At 73.3% G+C, this 14,405-nt stretch carries 13 protein-coding genes; 4 read left to right on the top strand and 9 right to left on the bottom strand.

Annotated features, from left to right (window positions below):
- Position 1: 1 nt before the first annotated feature.
- From IMZ35_RS12750 to IMZ35_RS12720, 7 genes are all read right to left on the bottom strand, one after another.
- Positions 2-2,011, bottom strand: a complete 2,010-nt coding sequence (locus IMZ35_RS12750; protein ID WP_199441239.1) for a beta-galactosidase — start codon at positions 2,009-2,011, stop codon at positions 2-4.
- Positions 2,012-2,295: 284 nt separating this feature from the next.
- Positions 2,296-3,678, bottom strand: coding sequence for a HAMP domain-containing sensor histidine kinase (locus IMZ35_RS12745; RefSeq protein ID WP_199441238.1), 1,383 nt, complete (start codon positions 3,676-3,678; stop codon positions 2,296-2,298).
- Complete coding sequence (locus IMZ35_RS12740) at positions 3,675-4,370, bottom strand: response regulator transcription factor (protein WP_199441237.1); 696 nt, start codon at positions 4,368-4,370, stop codon at positions 3,675-3,677. Before IMZ35_RS12740 ends, IMZ35_RS12745 begins: the two co-directional genes overlap by 4 nt.
- A 62-nt stretch (positions 4,371-4,432) precedes the next feature.
- Entirely contained in the window at positions 4,433-5,044 is a 612-nt protein-coding gene (locus tag IMZ35_RS12735; protein WP_199441236.1) for a trimeric intracellular cation channel family protein, read from the bottom strand.
- A gap of 40 nt (positions 5,045-5,084) precedes the next feature.
- Positions 5,085-5,243 (bottom strand): hypothetical protein, encoded by a 159-nt coding sequence (locus IMZ35_RS12730; protein WP_199441235.1) that lies wholly within the window; start codon positions 5,241-5,243, stop codon positions 5,085-5,087.
- A gap of 27 nt (positions 5,244-5,270) precedes the next feature.
- Positions 5,271-6,113, bottom strand: a complete 843-nt coding sequence (locus IMZ35_RS12725; protein WP_199441234.1) for a 3-hydroxyacyl-CoA dehydrogenase family protein — start codon at positions 6,111-6,113, stop codon at positions 5,271-5,273.
- On the bottom strand, positions 6,110-6,430 hold the full coding sequence (locus IMZ35_RS12720) for an EthD family reductase (protein WP_199441233.1): 321 nt from the start codon (positions 6,428-6,430) through the stop codon (positions 6,110-6,112). Before IMZ35_RS12720 ends, IMZ35_RS12725 begins: the two co-directional genes overlap by 4 nt.
- 62 nt (positions 6,431-6,492) lie before the next feature.
- On the opposite strand from IMZ35_RS12720, the gene IMZ35_RS12715 reads away from it, so the two are divergent.
- The 3 genes from IMZ35_RS12715 to IMZ35_RS12705 all read left to right on the top strand — a co-directional run bounded on the left by IMZ35_RS12715 (position 6,493) and on the right by IMZ35_RS12705 (position 9,434).
- Positions 6,493-7,167: a histidine phosphatase family protein gene (locus IMZ35_RS12715; protein ID WP_199441232.1), complete on the top strand. Its 675-nt coding sequence runs from the start codon at positions 6,493-6,495 to the stop codon at positions 7,165-7,167.
- Between the two features lie 37 nt (positions 7,168-7,204).
- Positions 7,205-7,870: a 5,6-dimethylbenzimidazole synthase gene (bluB, locus tag IMZ35_RS12710; protein WP_199441231.1), complete on the top strand. Its 666-nt coding sequence runs from the start codon at positions 7,205-7,207 to the stop codon at positions 7,868-7,870.
- A 73-nt stretch (positions 7,871-7,943) separates the two neighbouring features.
- Positions 7,944-9,434 carry a GGDEF domain-containing protein gene (locus IMZ35_RS12705; protein WP_199441230.1) on the top strand — a complete coding sequence of 497 codons (1,491 nt, stop codon included), beginning with the start codon at positions 7,944-7,946 and terminating at the stop codon, positions 9,432-9,434.
- A gap of 33 nt (positions 9,435-9,467) precedes the next feature.
- Here the strand turns inward: IMZ35_RS12705 and IMZ35_RS12700 are convergent, their stop codons facing one another.
- Both IMZ35_RS12700 and IMZ35_RS12695 read right to left on the bottom strand, forming a co-directional pair.
- On the bottom strand, positions 9,468-10,115 hold the full coding sequence (locus tag IMZ35_RS12700; RefSeq protein WP_199441229.1) for a response regulator: 648 nt from the start codon (positions 10,113-10,115) through the stop codon (positions 9,468-9,470).
- Between the two features lie 161 nt (positions 10,116-10,276).
- Positions 10,277-10,921, bottom strand: coding sequence for a peptidoglycan recognition protein family protein (locus IMZ35_RS12695; RefSeq protein WP_199441228.1), 645 nt, complete (start codon positions 10,919-10,921; stop codon positions 10,277-10,279).
- Between the two features lie 202 nt (positions 10,922-11,123).
- Here IMZ35_RS12695 and IMZ35_RS12690 point away from each other — a divergent pair, with 202 nt between their 5' ends.
- The gene (locus tag IMZ35_RS12690; RefSeq protein WP_199441227.1) at positions 11,124-14,363 is read left to right on the top strand and encodes a penicillin acylase family protein; all 3,240 of its coding nucleotides are present in this window, start codon (positions 11,124-11,126) and stop codon (positions 14,361-14,363) included.
- The last annotated feature ends 42 nt before the right edge of the window (positions 14,364-14,405 follow it).

Raw genomic sequence — 14,405 nt, 5'->3', positions numbered from 1 at the left:
GTCACACCTCTTCTTCTCTGATGACGGCCACGTCCCCGGCTCGCAGCGTCGTGCGGCCGGAGACCGGGTCACCGGACAGCAGGTCGACGCCGGCGACGTCCAGTTCGACGTCGGCGGAGGTGTGGTTGAGGGCGAACAACCACGATACGGCGCGGTCGCCGCGGCGGCCGTGGCGACGCACCAGCTCGACGCCGTCGGCCGGCGTGCCGGCCGGGGTCGCCCCGGCCTGCTCGGCGACGGTCGTCACCAGGCGGCGCAGCCCCTCGCCGCGCAGTCCGCACGCCAGGTACCAGGCGGCGCCCGCGCCCCTGGTGGCGCGGGTGACCGCGGGGACGCCCGGCAGCGGGCCGTCGGCGTAGGAGGCGATCACCTCGGCGCCGCGCGGGTGCAGGTGCTCGGTCCACACGGCGACCTCGCCGCCGTCGTCGAGCAGCACGCGCTCGTCGGCGCGCAGCGGGTGGAACTCCTCGGTCCACACGCCCAGCAGGTCCCGGAACGCGCCGGGGTACCCGCCGAGGCGGACGTGCCCGCGCTCGTCGGTCAGTCCGGACGCCCAGGTCACCAGCGCCGTGCCGCCCGCCTCGACGTGCTCGGTGATCCGCCGCGCGTCGGCGTCGGTCACCGCGCACAGCCCCGGCACGACGACCAGCCGGTACGCCGACAGGTCGCCCGACGGCGGCACGAAGTCGACGGTGATCCCGGCCGCCCACAGCGGGGCGTACAGGTCGGACACCAACTGCTGGTAGGAGAAGTCGCGCGTCGGGTGGGCGGGCTGGCGCGACGCCCAGAGGGACTGCCAGTCGAAGACGATCGCGACGTCGGCGCGCACGGTCGAGCCCGCGACCTCCGCCAGGCGCGCGAACCCGGCCCCGGTCTCGCACACCTCGCGGAAGACCTTCGTGTCCGGCCCGGCGTGCGGCAGCATCGCGGAGTGGTAGCGCTCGGCACCGGCCCTCGACTGCCGCCACTGGAAGAACAGCGCGCCGTCCGCGCCGCGCGCGGTGTGCTGCAACGAGTTGCGCCGCAGCTCACCCGGCAGCTTGGCGATGTTGCGCTCCTGCCAGTTCACCGCCGACGTGGAGTGCTCCATCAGCAGCCACGGACGCCCGCCCGCGAGGCCGCGGGTGAGGTCGGCGGCCATCGCCAGCTCGACGTGCCGGTCCGGCGACTCCGAGCGGGTGTAGTGGTCGTTGGAGACGAAGTCGACCTCGCGCGCCCAGGACCAGTAGTCGAGTTCGGCGAACGTCCAGCCGACCATGAAGTTCGTGGTGATCGGCACGTCCGGCGTCACCTCGCGGAGCACGTCGCGCTCGGCGGTGAACAGCTCCAGCAGGGCGTCGCTGCTGAAGCGGTCGAAGTCGAGCAGCTGGCCGGGGTTGCCGAACGTCGGCGTCGCGCGCGGCGGGAGGACCTGGTCCCAGTCGGTGACGTGCTGGCTCCAGAACGCCGTGCCCCACGCCTCGTTCAGCGCGTCGAGGTCGCCGTGGCGCTCGCGCAGCCACGCGCGGAACGCCTCGGCGGAGCGGTCGCAGTAGCAGCGGGCGACGTGGCAGCCGTACTCGTTGCCCACGTGCCACGCCACCAGCGCGGGGTGGTCGCGGTAGTGCTCGGCGACGGCGCGCGCCAGCGCGGTCGCCCGCTCCCGGTACACCGGCGAGCTGGGGCAGTACGACTGGCGGGAGCCGGGGGACAGCCGGGTGCCGTCGGCGAGCACCGGGAGCACGTCCGGGTGGCGGGTGGTCAGCCACGGCGGGGGCGCGGCGGTCATGGTGGCGAGGTCGACGCCGATCCCGGCGGCGTGCAGCCGGTCGAGCACCCGGTCGAACAGCGCGAAGTCGTAGCGGCCCTCCTCCGGCTCCACGAGGGCCCAGGAGAAGATGCCGACGCTGACGAGGGTGACGCCCGCGCGACGCATGAGGTCGACGTCGGCGTCCCACACCTCGTCGGGCCACTGCTCGGGGTTGTAGTCCGCGCCCCAGGCGAGGCCGGGCGTGGAGGGCCACCTGCTCATGCGGCAAGCGTGAATCACGGCCCCGGATGAGTCAACACAGTCGAACACGCGCAGCGGGTCGGGCGCGATCGACTCCGATCGGCCGTTCCGGTCGCGCGAGGTGACCGCTGTCGCTGCACGGCTGTGACCTGCGGAGACCGCACCCGGCCGACGGCCCCCGACCAGTACTGTGTCCTGAACCACATTGTGCGCAATTTTGTTGGAGTTAGTTCGTTCGAGTGTCATCCGTGGGGGCAACGACGCACCGGAGAACGCCGGAGACGGCGAGGGGGTGAGCGGCCCCCTCAGGGACGTCCGGGCAGACGCAGGAGGAACAGGGCGCCGCCCTCGGGTGCCCGGCCGGCCCACACGCTGCCGCCGTGCCGCTCGGCGGCCTGCTTGACGATCGCCAGCCCCAGGCCGGAGCCAGGCAGCGTGCGCGCCTCCGACGAGCGGTAGAAGCGCTCGAACACGTACGGCAGGTCGGCGTCGGCGATGCCCGGCCCGGAGTCGGCGACCTCCACGACGGCGCTGCCGTCGCCGAGCTGCCGCAGCTCCAGCCGCACCACTCCGCCGCCCGGACTGAACTTCACCGCGTTGTCCAGCAGGTTGAGCACCGCGCGCTCCAGCGAGCTGGAGTCGCCGAGCAGCGACCACGGCTGGAGCCGCACGTCGAACTGCACGTCGGTCACCGCGCGGCGGCGTGCCCGGTCCAGGGCGCGCTCCACGACCTCCACCACGTCCACCGGCTCGTGCACGGCCTGCGGCGCGTCCTCGCGGGCCAGCTCCACCAGGTCGCCGATGAGCTGGGTCAGCTCGTCCAGCTGCGCCCGCACGTCGGCGTGGATCTCGGTGCGGTCCTGCTCGGACAGCGTCGGCGTGTCCGGCCGCTCGGAGGCGAGCAGCAGCTCCAGGTTCGTCCTCATCGACGTCAGCGGCGTGCGCAGCTCGTGGCCCGCGTCGGCGACGAGCCTGCGCTGCCGCTCCTGCGACTCGGCGACGGCGCCGAGCATCGCGTTGAAGCTCTGCGTGAGCCGCGACAGCTCGTCGTCGCCGGAGATCGGGATGGGCCGCAGGTCGCCGCTGTGCGCCACCCGCTCGCTGGCCTCGGTCAACCGCTGCACCGGCCGCAGGCCCGTGCGGGCCACCGCCGTGCCCGCGAGCGCCGCGAACAGCACGCCCACCCCGCCGATGACGAACAGCACCACGTTGAGGGTGGCCAGGGTGTTGCGGATCGGCTGCATGGACTGGGCGACGACGATCGCCCTGCCCTCGCCGTAGGGGACGGAGATCGTGCGGAAGCCGGTCCTGCCGTCGGTCCACAGGTGCTCGGGGCTGCGGCCGTCGGCGACGTCCAGGTCCTCCGAGTTGATCGACGGCGGGGTGCCGCCGTACGGGATGCGCAGGCCGTCGGCGTCGAGCACGCCGATCCGCACGTCGCTCGCCGCGAGCAGACCCACCGGGATCTCGCTGAGCTGGTCGCTGATCGTCGGCGAGTCCACGGCCGCCGCCGCGCGCTGGCGCAGGTTCTCGTCCAGCTGCTCGTAGAGGTTCTGCCGCACGATGAGGTAGGCGCCCAGGGACACGAAGGCCACCGCGCCGGCCACGCAGAGCGCCGCGAGGAGCGTGACCCTGCGGTGCAGCGAGACCTGCTTCAGCCGCCCGTTGACGACCCCGGCACCGATCACGGAGGCGTCTCCCGCAGCACGTAGCCGACCCCGCGGACCGTGTGCAGCAGCCTCGGCTCCCCCTCGGCCTCGGTCTTCCTCCTCAGGTAGCCCACGTAGACCTCCAGGGCGTTGCCCGAGGTCGGAAAGTCGTAGCCCCACACGTCCTCCAGGATGCGACCGCGGGTGAGCACCTGCTTCGGGTGCGACAGGAACAGCTCCAGCAGCGCGAACTCCGTGCGGGTGAGGCTGATGGGCCGCTCGCCGCGCCGCACGTCGCGCGTGCCGGGATCGAGCTCCAGGTCGGCGAACCGCAGGGCCGCGCGCACCGGCTCGCCGCCGTCGGCCTCGTTCGCGGCCCGCCGCAGCAGGGCGCGCAGCCGGGCCAGCAGCTCCTCCAGCGCGAACGGCTTGGGCAGGTAGTCGTCGGCCCCGGCGTCCAGCCCGGACACCCGGTCGGACACGGCGTCGCGCGCCGTGAGCACGAGGATCGGCAGGTCGTCGCCGGTGCTGCGCAGCCTGCGGCAGACCTCCAGGCCGTCCAGGCGCGGCATCATGACGTCGAGGACCATCGCGTCGGGCCGCTGCGCCAGCACCGCTTCGAGAGCCTGCTGGCCGTCACCGGCCAGTTCGACCTGGTAGCCGTTGAACTGCAGGGACCGCCGCAGCGACTCCCGCACGGCCCGGTCGTCGTCGACAACGAGGATGCGCATGGCGCCAGTCTTGCCCGCGGTCCTGAGAGGTGCCTGAGAAGCACCGCAGCGCCGCGTGTGAATCAGGCGTCAAATCCCCTGGCCACGGGGGCGTTCCACTTCCGCCACAGGGCGAGCACCCGCACGGCGACCACGAGCGCGGTGGCGATCAGCGCCACCGGTCCCGGCGGCAGGCCCAGCACGTGGCCCGAGGTCACGACGACGCCACCGGCCAGCGCGGCGACCGCGTAGATCTCCCGGCGCAGCACGAGCGGGATCTCCCGCAGCAGCACGTCGCGCACCGCGCCGCCGCCGATGCCGCTGGTCATCCCGATCAGGCAAGCCGTGTACGGGGGCGTGCCCAGGGCCAGGGCGGTCGACGTGCCCGCGGTGACGAACAGGCCCAGGCCCACGGCGTCGAGCAGCAGCACGGCGCGGCGCAGGCGGGCGACCCGCGGGTGGTGGCGGAACACGACGAGCCCGGTCACGGCGGGAACCAGCAGGTAGGGCCAGTGCACGAGCGCGCTGGGCGGGGTGACGCCGAGCAGCAGGTCCCGCAGGACTCCCCCGCCCAGCGCGGTCGTCAGGGCCAGCACGATCACGCCGAACACGTCGAGACCGGCCCGGACCGCGGCGACCGCGCCGGACGCGGCGAAGACGGCGATCCCGACCAGTTCCAGGACGACGAGCAGCACGGAAGGGCACCCTACGTGCCGGCGGAGGGCGGGGCCCGGTTCAGCGGAGGCCGGCCGTCCGGGGTGTGCCGGTCGCGCCCGCCAGCAGGGCCGGGGGCGCGGCGTCCACCGGGTCGCCCTCCAGCCCGGTGCGGCGCGGACAGCGGGGGCCGCAGGCGAGCGTCCTCGTGCGCACGACGTCGTCGCGGTCGCCCTCCACGAGCTCTCCGGCCTCCGCGGACCCGGCTCACCAGGTGAAGAAGCCCCGGCCGGTCTTCTTGCCCAGCTCGCCGCGGGCGACCTTCTCGCGCAGCAGCGCCGGCGGGGTGAAGCGCGGCCCCAGCTCGGCGGTGAGGTGCTCGGCGATGGCCAGCCGCACGTCCAGGCCCACGAGGTCGGTCAGCCGCAGCGGCCCCATCGGCCAGCCGTAGCCCAGCGCCATGCCCGTGTCGACGTCCTCGGCCGAGGCCACGCCCTCCTCCAGCATCCGGATCGCCTCCATCCCGACGGCGACGCCGAGCCGGGAGGTGGCGAAGCCGGGCGAGTCGCGGACCTCGATCACGGTCTTGCCCAGCGCCTCGGCCCAGCCGCGCACGCGGGCCACGACCTCGGCCGACACCCCGGCGTGGTGGACCAGCTCCACGAGCGCCTGCACCGGCACGGGGTTGAAGAAGTGCACGCCGAGCACGCGCTCGCCCGGCAGCCCGGAGGCGAGCGCGCCGATGGACAGCGACGAGGTGTTGGACGCCAGCACCGCGTCCGGGCAGGCGCGCGCGGCCTCGGCCAGCACGCGCCGCTTCAGCGCGAGGTCCTCGGGCACGGCCTCCACGACGAGGTGCGCGTCCGCCGGGAGCGCGCCGAGGTCCTCGACCACGTCCAGCCGGGCGAGCAGGTCGTCCGGGGAGGAGTCGAGCCTGCCCCGGTCGGCCGCCCTGCGCAGCGACGCGGTCACGGCGGCGCGGGCCGCCGCGGCCCGTTCGGCCGAGGTCTCGGCCAGCACGACCCGGCTGCCGCCGGCCAGCAGGACGTGCGCGATGCCCGCCCCCATCGTCCCGCCGCCCACGACGGCGGCGCTGTCGGGCGCGCTCACGGCTCGACGACCTCCGCGGAGAACATCGCCACGAGCTCCAGGCCGCCGATCTCGGTCAGGTTCGCCCCGGCCGCGTGCCACTCGGGGCTGGCGAAGGCGGTGCGCATGGCGTCCCGCGACTCGAAGTACATCTCGGCGACCAGGTGCGGCTCGGTGTCGCCGAAGAAGCCGGGGACGAACACCCGGTCGACCCGCGCCACCTCGGCGCGCAGGAGTCCCGGCGTCCTCTCGACCAGGGGGAGGTGGCTGGTGAAGTACTTCTCGTCGAACGCCTCGGCGTCGTCGGGCTTCCGGTACAGGACGACGTACTTGATCATGTGACACTCCTGACGTCGAGTCGCACAAAACTGTAACAGCGAGTCTCCTGCACGATGTGGGTGTGCGGATCATCCTGCTGCGCCACGGGCAGAGCCTGGGCAACGTCGACGAACTCGCCTACTGCCGCGTGCCCGACCACGCGCTGCCGCTGACGCCCACGGGCGAGCGGGAGGCCGCCGCGGCGGGCCCCGCGGTGCGCGAACTGCTCGGCGACGGGCCGGTCGCGGTCTACGTGAGCCCCTACCGGCGCACCCGCCGGACCCTGGAGATGCTCGACCTGGGCGACCGGGTGGAACGCGTCGTGGCCGAGCCGCGACTGCGCGAGCAGGACTGGGGCAACCTCCAGGACCCGGTGCAGCAGGAGGTGCTCAAGCACCAGCGGCACGCGTTCGGGCACTTCTTCTTCCGGCTGCCCAACGGCGAGTCGGGCGCGGACGTGGACGACCGGCTGGCCGCGTTCTTGGAGAAGCTCCAGTGGCGGATGGAGCAGGAGCCCGGTCACCCGGAGACCGTGCTGGTCGTGTCGCACGGCCTGACCATCCGGCTGCTGTGCCGCCGCCTGTTCGAGTGGAGCGTGGAGCTGTTCGAATCGCTGTCCAACCTCGACACCTGCGAGTACCGGGTGCTCGACCGGCAGGGCGACCACTGGGCCCTGGACCGCCCGTTCGACCAGTGGCGCGCCTCACCCGACGGCGAGGAGCAGACGTGGCGGCGGGGCGTCCGGCCAGCCCCCTGAGCGGCGCGCGCACACCCGTGCGGCACGATCGGGCGACATGAGCACCGCGCACGAACTCCCCCACCGGGTCGCCGGCCTGTACGACGTGCTGCACCGGCGCCGGGACACCAGGGCGGAGTTCACCGGCGAACCGGTCCCGGACGACGTGCTGCGCCGCGTCCTCGGCGCCGCCCACGCAGCCCCGAGCGTCGGTCTGAGCCAGCCGTGGGACTTCGTGCTGGTCCGCGACGAGCGCACCCGCCGCGCGTTCCGCGACCACGTGCACGCCGAGCGGAGCGTCTTCGAGGCCCAGCTGGACGGCGACCGGGCGCGGTCGTTCTCCCGGATCAAGGTCGAGGGCGTGCAGGAGTCGAGCCTGGGCGTCGTCGTCACCTACGACCCGGACCGCGGTTCACCGGCCGTGCTCGGCCGCCACGCCATCGCCGACGCCGGGCTGTACTCGGTGTGCCTGGCGATCCAGAACCTGTGGCTCGCGGCCACGGCGGAGGGCCTGGGCGTCGGCTGGGTCAGCTTCTACCGCGAGGACGTCCTGCGGCGTCTGCTCGACATCCCCACCCGTCTGCGCCCGGTGGCGTGGCTGTGCGTCGGACCGGTCCGCGATCTGCCGGACACGCCCGATCTGGAGCGTCACGGGTGGCGCACCCGGTTGCCGCTCGACGACGTCCTGCACCACGAGCGGTACGGGGAGCGACGCTCCCGGTAGCCTGTTGTGGCCTACCGGCACCGGCGAGGTCGCACGCTTCGCCCGGCGAGTCGGAACGGAGTGTCGAGAGCCAGTGGAACAGGTTGCGGGACAGATTCCGTGGCCGGACCGCGAGGTCCGCGCGCTGCTGAACGCTGGCCGTCTGGCCGAGGCCAACACGCTGTTCGACGAGGTCGTCACCAGGATCTCCCCAGACGCGGACCACGTCGGCCGGACGGCGGTCATGCTCTACCGGGCCGTCACGGCGTGGCGGCTCGGCCGGATACCCCTCGCGCTGGAACTCGCGGCGGAGGGGTCGACCGACCTCGACCCGCAGAGCTCCTCCACCTCGTCCGTCGCCGAGGCGATGTCGTCGATGGGCTACCTGCTGGAGGGCATCGGCAACCGGCGTGCCGCGCTCGACATCATCCGGCAGTCGGTGGACGTGGCCCGGCGCGGCGAGGACCCGGTCGTCCTCGCGCAGTGCCTCCAGCGGCTGGGCGGCGTGCTGAACTTCCGCGCCATCAACAGTCCTCCGGACGTGGCTCCGACGATCTTCGCCGAGGCGCGCGGGCACCTGGAGGAGGGGCTGACGTTCCCCTCGATCCTGGACTCGCAGCGCCGCTCGCTGCTCGGGGCGCTGAGCCGCTCGCTGGCGGGTCTCGGCGAGCTGGAGCGCGCCGTGGAGGTGGCCGAGCAGACCCTGGCGCTGTCCGTCGTCGCCGAGGACCAGTGGGGCATCTCCGTGGGCAACTGGGTGCTGTCGGTGGTGCGCCGCGAGCAGGGCCGGATGTTCGAGGCCAGGACGCTGGGCAGCCGCTCGGTGACGGCGGCCGAGCTGATCAACGACACGTCGCTGCTGCTGCGCTTCTCGCTGGACCTCGCCGACGTGTGCCGCAGGATGAGCGACCCGGTGGGCGAGGCGGAGGCGCTGCGGCGCAGCGTCGCGGCGAGCCGGACGGCGATGGACACCCTCCAGGAGGGCCTGGGGCAGGCGCTGGAGCAGCGCAGGCTGGCCGTGCAGGCGCAGCGCGCCGCGGAGGCGGCCCAGGAGGCGGCCGCGCGCGACCCGCTCACGGGCCTGGCGAACCGCCTGGGCCTGGAGCGGTCGGCGTCGGCGCTGCTGGAGAGCACCGCGGCGCGCGGGCGGGTGCCGTGGCTGGTGATCGTCGACGTGGACTGGTTCAAGGACGTCAACGACGACGCCGGGCACGCCGCCGGTGACGCCGCGCTGCGCGAGATAGCGCAACTGCTCCGCCGCGAGTGCCGCGCGGACGACCTGGTGGCCCGGTGGGCGGGCGACGAGTTCGTGATCGTGCTGGGCAGCTCCGGCGGCGACTACGACGTGGGCCCGACGGTGGCCGAGCGCATCAGGGCGGCCGTGGACGGGCACGACTGGACGATGGTGCTGGGCACGGTGCGACGCCCGACGGTGAGCATCGGCGTGGCCGCGGGCCCGGCGAAGCTCGACCAGCTCTTCGCGGCGGCGGACATGGCCCTCTACCGGGCCAAGCGCCAGGGCCGCAACCGCGTCGAGGTGGAGCCGTCGGTCACGGGGGCGACCACGCCCCTGCTGGGCTCCTGAACCGGGGCGCTCAGCGCTGCGGCCGGGAGCCGGTCAGGCGATCAGGCCGCCCCGGTAGGCCACCAGCGCCGCCTGGACGCGGTTCACCGCGCCGATCTTGCCGAGCACGGACGACACGTAGCCCTTCACCGTCGCCTCCGACAGGTGCAGCGTGTTGCCGATCTCGGCGTTGGACATGCCCTGCCCGATGAGGACGAGCACCTCGCGCTCCCGCTCGGACAGCGACGCCAGCAACCGGCGCGCGGGCTCGGCCGCGCGCTCGCCGTCGGCCACGGCCGCGAGCACCCGCGCCGCCACGCCGGGGTCGAGCACGGCTCCACCGCGCGCGAGGTCGCGGACCGCTTTGACGAGCTGCTCGGGCTCGGTGTCCTTGAGCAGGAACCCGCTCGCGCCCAGCCGCAGCGCCTCGCTCACGTAGGAGTCCACGTCGAACGTGGTGAGCATGGCGATCCGCGGCGGGTCGGGGATGGCGCGCAGCCTGCGCAGCGCGACCAGTCCGTCGGAGGAGCGCATGCGGATGTCGAGCAGGACGACGTGCGGGCGGTGCTGGCGGGCCAGATCGGCCACCAGGTGCCCGTCGTCGCACTCCGCCACGACCTCGATGTCTCCGGCACTGCTGAGGATCATGCGAAGGCCGGAACGGACGAGGTCCTCGTCGTCGGCCAGCATCACCTTGATCACGACGCCTCCCGCTTCGGCGTTCCGTGCTCTGCTCCGGACGGCATCGCGCACCCTCGCGCAACCCGACGTCAACTCGCCGTTATCTCATCACGTGACCAGGAGTTTGCCCAGCGTCACCCCCGCCGAGCACCGCGTTCACAGTTGCCGGAAGCCTGCGCGGCTCAGCCCAGAACGGCCGCGACCTCGCGGCGCAACCGGGGCAGCATGGCGTAGAACCTGTCGCCGGGGCACACGGTGTCGGCGTAGAAGTCGCGGTGCCCGAAGATCTCGCGCGGGGAGATCCCGTACTGGTCGCAGGCGTAGACGCAGAAGGACACGAGCGTCTCCCACTGCGGCGTCGGCGGCTCGGCGTCGACGTACGTGCCCTCGTTCTCGATGCCGATGGCGGCCTCGTTCTGTCCGGGGCAGTGCGCGCCCTGGATCATGTGGTCACCGGCTCGGAGCGCGTCCAGGCTCTGGTGCCGTCCCTCCAGCAGGTAGCCGCCCCGGCTGTTGGTGAAGTGCTGGCCGGAGTCGAGCCACCCGTTCTGGTCCATGTGCACGTGCTGGATCCAGCGGGCCTGCGCGCAGGCGGCGTCCAGCGAGTAGTCCTCGACGTTGTCCGACGCCGTGTGGTGGACCAGGATGCGGACGGGTCGGCGGGGGACGACGGTGATCGCCTGGCTCGCCGGACGTGCGCCCCAGTCGGCGCAGGACCGGACCGGCAGCACGATGCCCCGCGCGTGGGCCCGTCCGGGAGAGCCCGCGCCCGTGGTCAGCAGAACGCCGGTGCCCACCACTCCTCGCAACAGCGTACGACGGTTCATCAGCGCTCCTCTCAACGATCCCCCTGGCCAGGACTCTTCCTCCGTGTCAAAACTTTTCGCACTGCGGCGTCACCTGGTCAAGGGGAATCCACCCTCTGGAGCGATCAAGCATCCTATCGGGTCACGAAACGCGAATACCTTTCGCGGTTAGCTGCCACAAGCAACGTGCGTCACCCACCTCAGCAGGAAGGGGCTTCGCGTCATGCGAAGAGCCGCCCGTACCCGGGTCGTGGTCGCCCTGCTGGCCGCGGTCGCCACCACGTCCACGTCCACCGCCGCTCCCGCCACCGCCGCTCCCGACACCGCCGTCCCGGCCTCGCCCGCGGCCGTGTCCGCCGCGCCGGCGGAGGACTTCTGCCTCGGCCAGTGCGCCGACGTGCTGCCGCCCGGCGTCAACGGCAACGCCACGCTGGCCGAGATCCTCGCCCACCGGGTGCTGGGCACGAGGCCCGCGCACTCGGCGGACCAGATCGGCAAGTACGACGCGCTCGCCACCGGCTACCGGGGGCTCACCAACGAGCAGCTCTCGACGTTCTTCAACGACGCCTCCTCCGGCGTCCCCGCCGACCAGGTGGAGAGCACCATCTCCCCGCGTCCGGACGTCGTGATCGTGCGCGACAAGAAGATCGGGATGCCGCACGTCTACGGCACCACCCGCTCCGGCACCGAGTTCGGCGCCGGGTACGCGGCGGCCCAGGACCGGCTGTGGCTGATGGACGTGTTCCGCCACCTCGGCCGCGGCCAGCTCACCGGGTTCGCCGGTGGCGCACCGGGCAACCGCGCGCTGGAGCAGAGCTTCTACTCGCAGATCGCCTACACCGAGGCCGACCTGCAGGCGCAGATCGACCGCGTCGCGGCGAACGGCCCGCGCGGCGCGCAGGCGCTCCAGGACGTCACCGACTACGTGGCCGGCATCAACGCCTACCTCGCGCAGTCGATCAGCTCCCGCACCTTCCCCGGCGAGTACGTGCTCACCGGCCACGCCGACGCGATCACGAACTGGAACGACGTCGAGCCCTTCGAGGCGACCGACCTGGTGGCCATCGCCGCCGTGGTGGGCGGGCTGTTCGGCGCGGGCGGCGGTGGCGAGGTGCAGTCGGCGCTGGTCAAGCTCGCGGCGCAGAACCGCTACGGCGCGGTGGAGGGCGAGCGGATCTGGCGGTCGTTCCGCCAGCAGAACGACCCGGAGGCCGTGCTGACCCTGCACGACGGGCAGCGCTTCCCCTACTCGGCCAGCCCGGCGGACCCGCGGGGCGTGGCGATGCCGCAGCGGGGTTCCGTCACGCCGGAGCAGGTGGTCTACGACCCGACCGGTTCGGCCGGGCTGGCGCGACCGTCCACGGTGGACGTTCCGGCCGCGGCCGAGCTGGAGCCCGCGCGCGGGATGTTCGCCGACGGCGTGCTGCCGCCCGAGCTGCTCGACGAGAAGCGCGGCATGTCCAACGCGCTCGTGGTGTCCGGCCAGCACGCGGAGGGCGGCAACCCGATCGCGGTGTTCGGGCCGCAGACCGGGTACTTCGCCCCGCAGCTGCTCATGCTCCAGGAGCTCCACGGCCCCGGCATCAGCGCGCGCGGCGTGTCCTTCGCGGGCGTCAGCATGTACGTGCAGCTCGGCCGCGGGCAGGACTACTCGTGGAGCGCGACGTCGGCGGGTCAGGACATCGTGGACACCTACGCGGTGGAGCTGTGCGAGCCGGGCGGCGGTCCCGCCACGAAGGCGTCGAACTCCTACCTGTTCCGCGGCACGTGCACGCCGATGGAGCGCCTGGAGCGCAAGAACGCCTGGAAGCCCACGGTCGCCGACGGCACGGCAGCCGGGTCGTACACGCTCGTCGCCCACCGCACGAGGTACGGCCTGGTGCAGAGCAGGGCGCTGGTCGACGGCAAGCCCGTCGCGTACGCGGCGCTGCGCTCCACCTACCTGAACGAGGTGGGCTCGATCATCGGGTTCCAGGAGTTCAACGACCCCGGCGCGATCCGGTCGGCCGCCGACTTCCAGCGCGCCGCCGAGCACGTCGGCTACGCGTTCAACTGGTTCTACGTCGACTCCCGCGACACGGCGTACTTCAACTCCGGGGCGAACCCGGTGCGCAAGCCGGACGTGGACCCGAACCTGCCGCTGCTCGCCGGTCCGGCCACCGAGTGGCAGGGCTGGGACCCGACGACCAACAGCGCGACGTACACGCCGTTCGCCCAGCACCCGAACTCGATCAACCAGGACTACTACGTCAGCTGGAACAACAAGCAGGCACCGGACTTCACCTCCGGCGGCTTCGGCAACGGCTCGGTGCACCGCGGCGACCTGCTCGACGACCGGGTCGGCGCGCTCGTGGCCGCCGACCAGCCGGTCACGCGAGCCGCGCTGACCAGGGCGATGGCGGAGGCCGGTCTGGTCGACCTGCGGGCCGAGGGCGTGCTGCCGGAGCTGCTGCGGGTGCTGCGCAGCGCGCCGATCACCGATCCGGCGCAGGCGGCGACCGTGCAGCGGCTCGCGGCGTGGGTGGACGCGGGCTCGCAGCGCACCGAGACCTCGCGCGGCAGCCACGTCTACGGGCACGCCGACGCGATCCGCGTGCTCGACGCGTGGTGGCCGCTGCTGGTGCGCGCCGAGTTCGAGCCCGGCCTGGGCACGGAGCTCTACACCGAGCTGACCAGGGCGATCCAGGTGGACGAGGCGCCGTCGGACCCGCACGGCACGACCCCGCACAAGGGCTCCTCCTTCCAGCACGGCTGGTGGAGCTACGTCGACGCCGACCTGCGGCGCGTGCTCGGCGAGCAGGTGAACGGCGGCCCGGCGCGGACGTACTGCGGCGACGGGGACCTCGCGCGGTGCCGTCGGGTGCTGCTCGACACGCTGGCCGCCGCGGCGGCCACCCCGGCCACCACCGTCTACCCCGGCGACGACGTGTGCGCGGCGGGCGACCAGTGGTGCGCCGACAGCGTCGTGCACCGGGCGATGGGCGGCATCACCCAGGAGAAGATCAGCTGGCAGAACCGGCCCACCTACCAGCAGGTCGTGCAGTTCCCCGCCCGGCGCGGGGACGACGTGGCGAACCTGGCGGCCGGGCGGACCGCGACGGCCAGCAGCCACGAGCGCGGCTGGTACCCGTCGCCGCCCGCGAACGCGGTGGACGGCGACCCGGCGACCCGCTGGGCGAGCGACTGGAGCGATCAGCAGTGGCTCGCCGTCGACCTGGGCTCGGTGCGGCGCGTGGGCCGGGTCTCGCTGCACTGGGAGGCGGCGTACGCCGGGGCGTACCGGATCGAGGTGTCGGCGGACGGCACGGCGTGGCGCGAGGTGTTCGCCACGACCACCGGCGACGGCGGTCGCGACCTCGTCGTGTTCGCGGGCGTGGACGCGCGCTTCGTGCGGATGACGGGCGTGCGGCGCGGCACCGCGCACGGGTACTCGCTGTACGAGCTGGAGGTCCGCTCGCGCTGATCCGCGCGGCGCGGAGTCCGGCCCGCCCCTCGGAGGTCGGAC

Source organism: Umezawaea beigongshangensis, from assembly GCF_016464305.1.
GTDB classification, from domain to species: Bacteria; Actinomycetota; Actinomycetes; order Mycobacteriales; family Pseudonocardiaceae; genus Umezawaea_A; species Umezawaea_A beigongshangensis.
This window is presented reverse-complemented; position numbering and strand designations above follow the sequence as displayed.

Bases quoted from the DNA above. Each gene is read 5' to 3' on its own strand.
- IMZ35_RS12750 (WP_199441239.1), bottom strand. From the start codon at position 2,011: ATGAGCAGGTGGCCCTCCACGCCCGGCCTCGCCTGGGGCGCGGACTAC.
- IMZ35_RS12740 (WP_199441237.1), bottom strand. From the start codon at position 4,370: ATGCGCATCCTCGTTGTCGACGACGACCGGGCCGTGCGGGAGTCGCTG.
- IMZ35_RS12720 (WP_199441233.1), bottom strand. From the start codon at position 6,430: ATGATCAAGTACGTCGTCCTGTACCGGAAGCCCGACGACGCCGAGGCG.
- bluB (WP_199441231.1), top strand. From the start codon at position 7,205: ATGAGCACCGCGCACGAACTCCCCCACCGGGTCGCCGGCCTGTACGAC.
- IMZ35_RS12695 (WP_199441228.1), bottom strand. From the start codon at position 10,921: ATGAACCGTCGTACGCTGTTGCGAGGAGTGGTGGGCACCGGCGTTCTG.
- IMZ35_RS12690 (WP_199441227.1), top strand. From the start codon at position 11,124: ATGCGAAGAGCCGCCCGTACCCGGGTCGTGGTCGCCCTGCTGGCCGCG.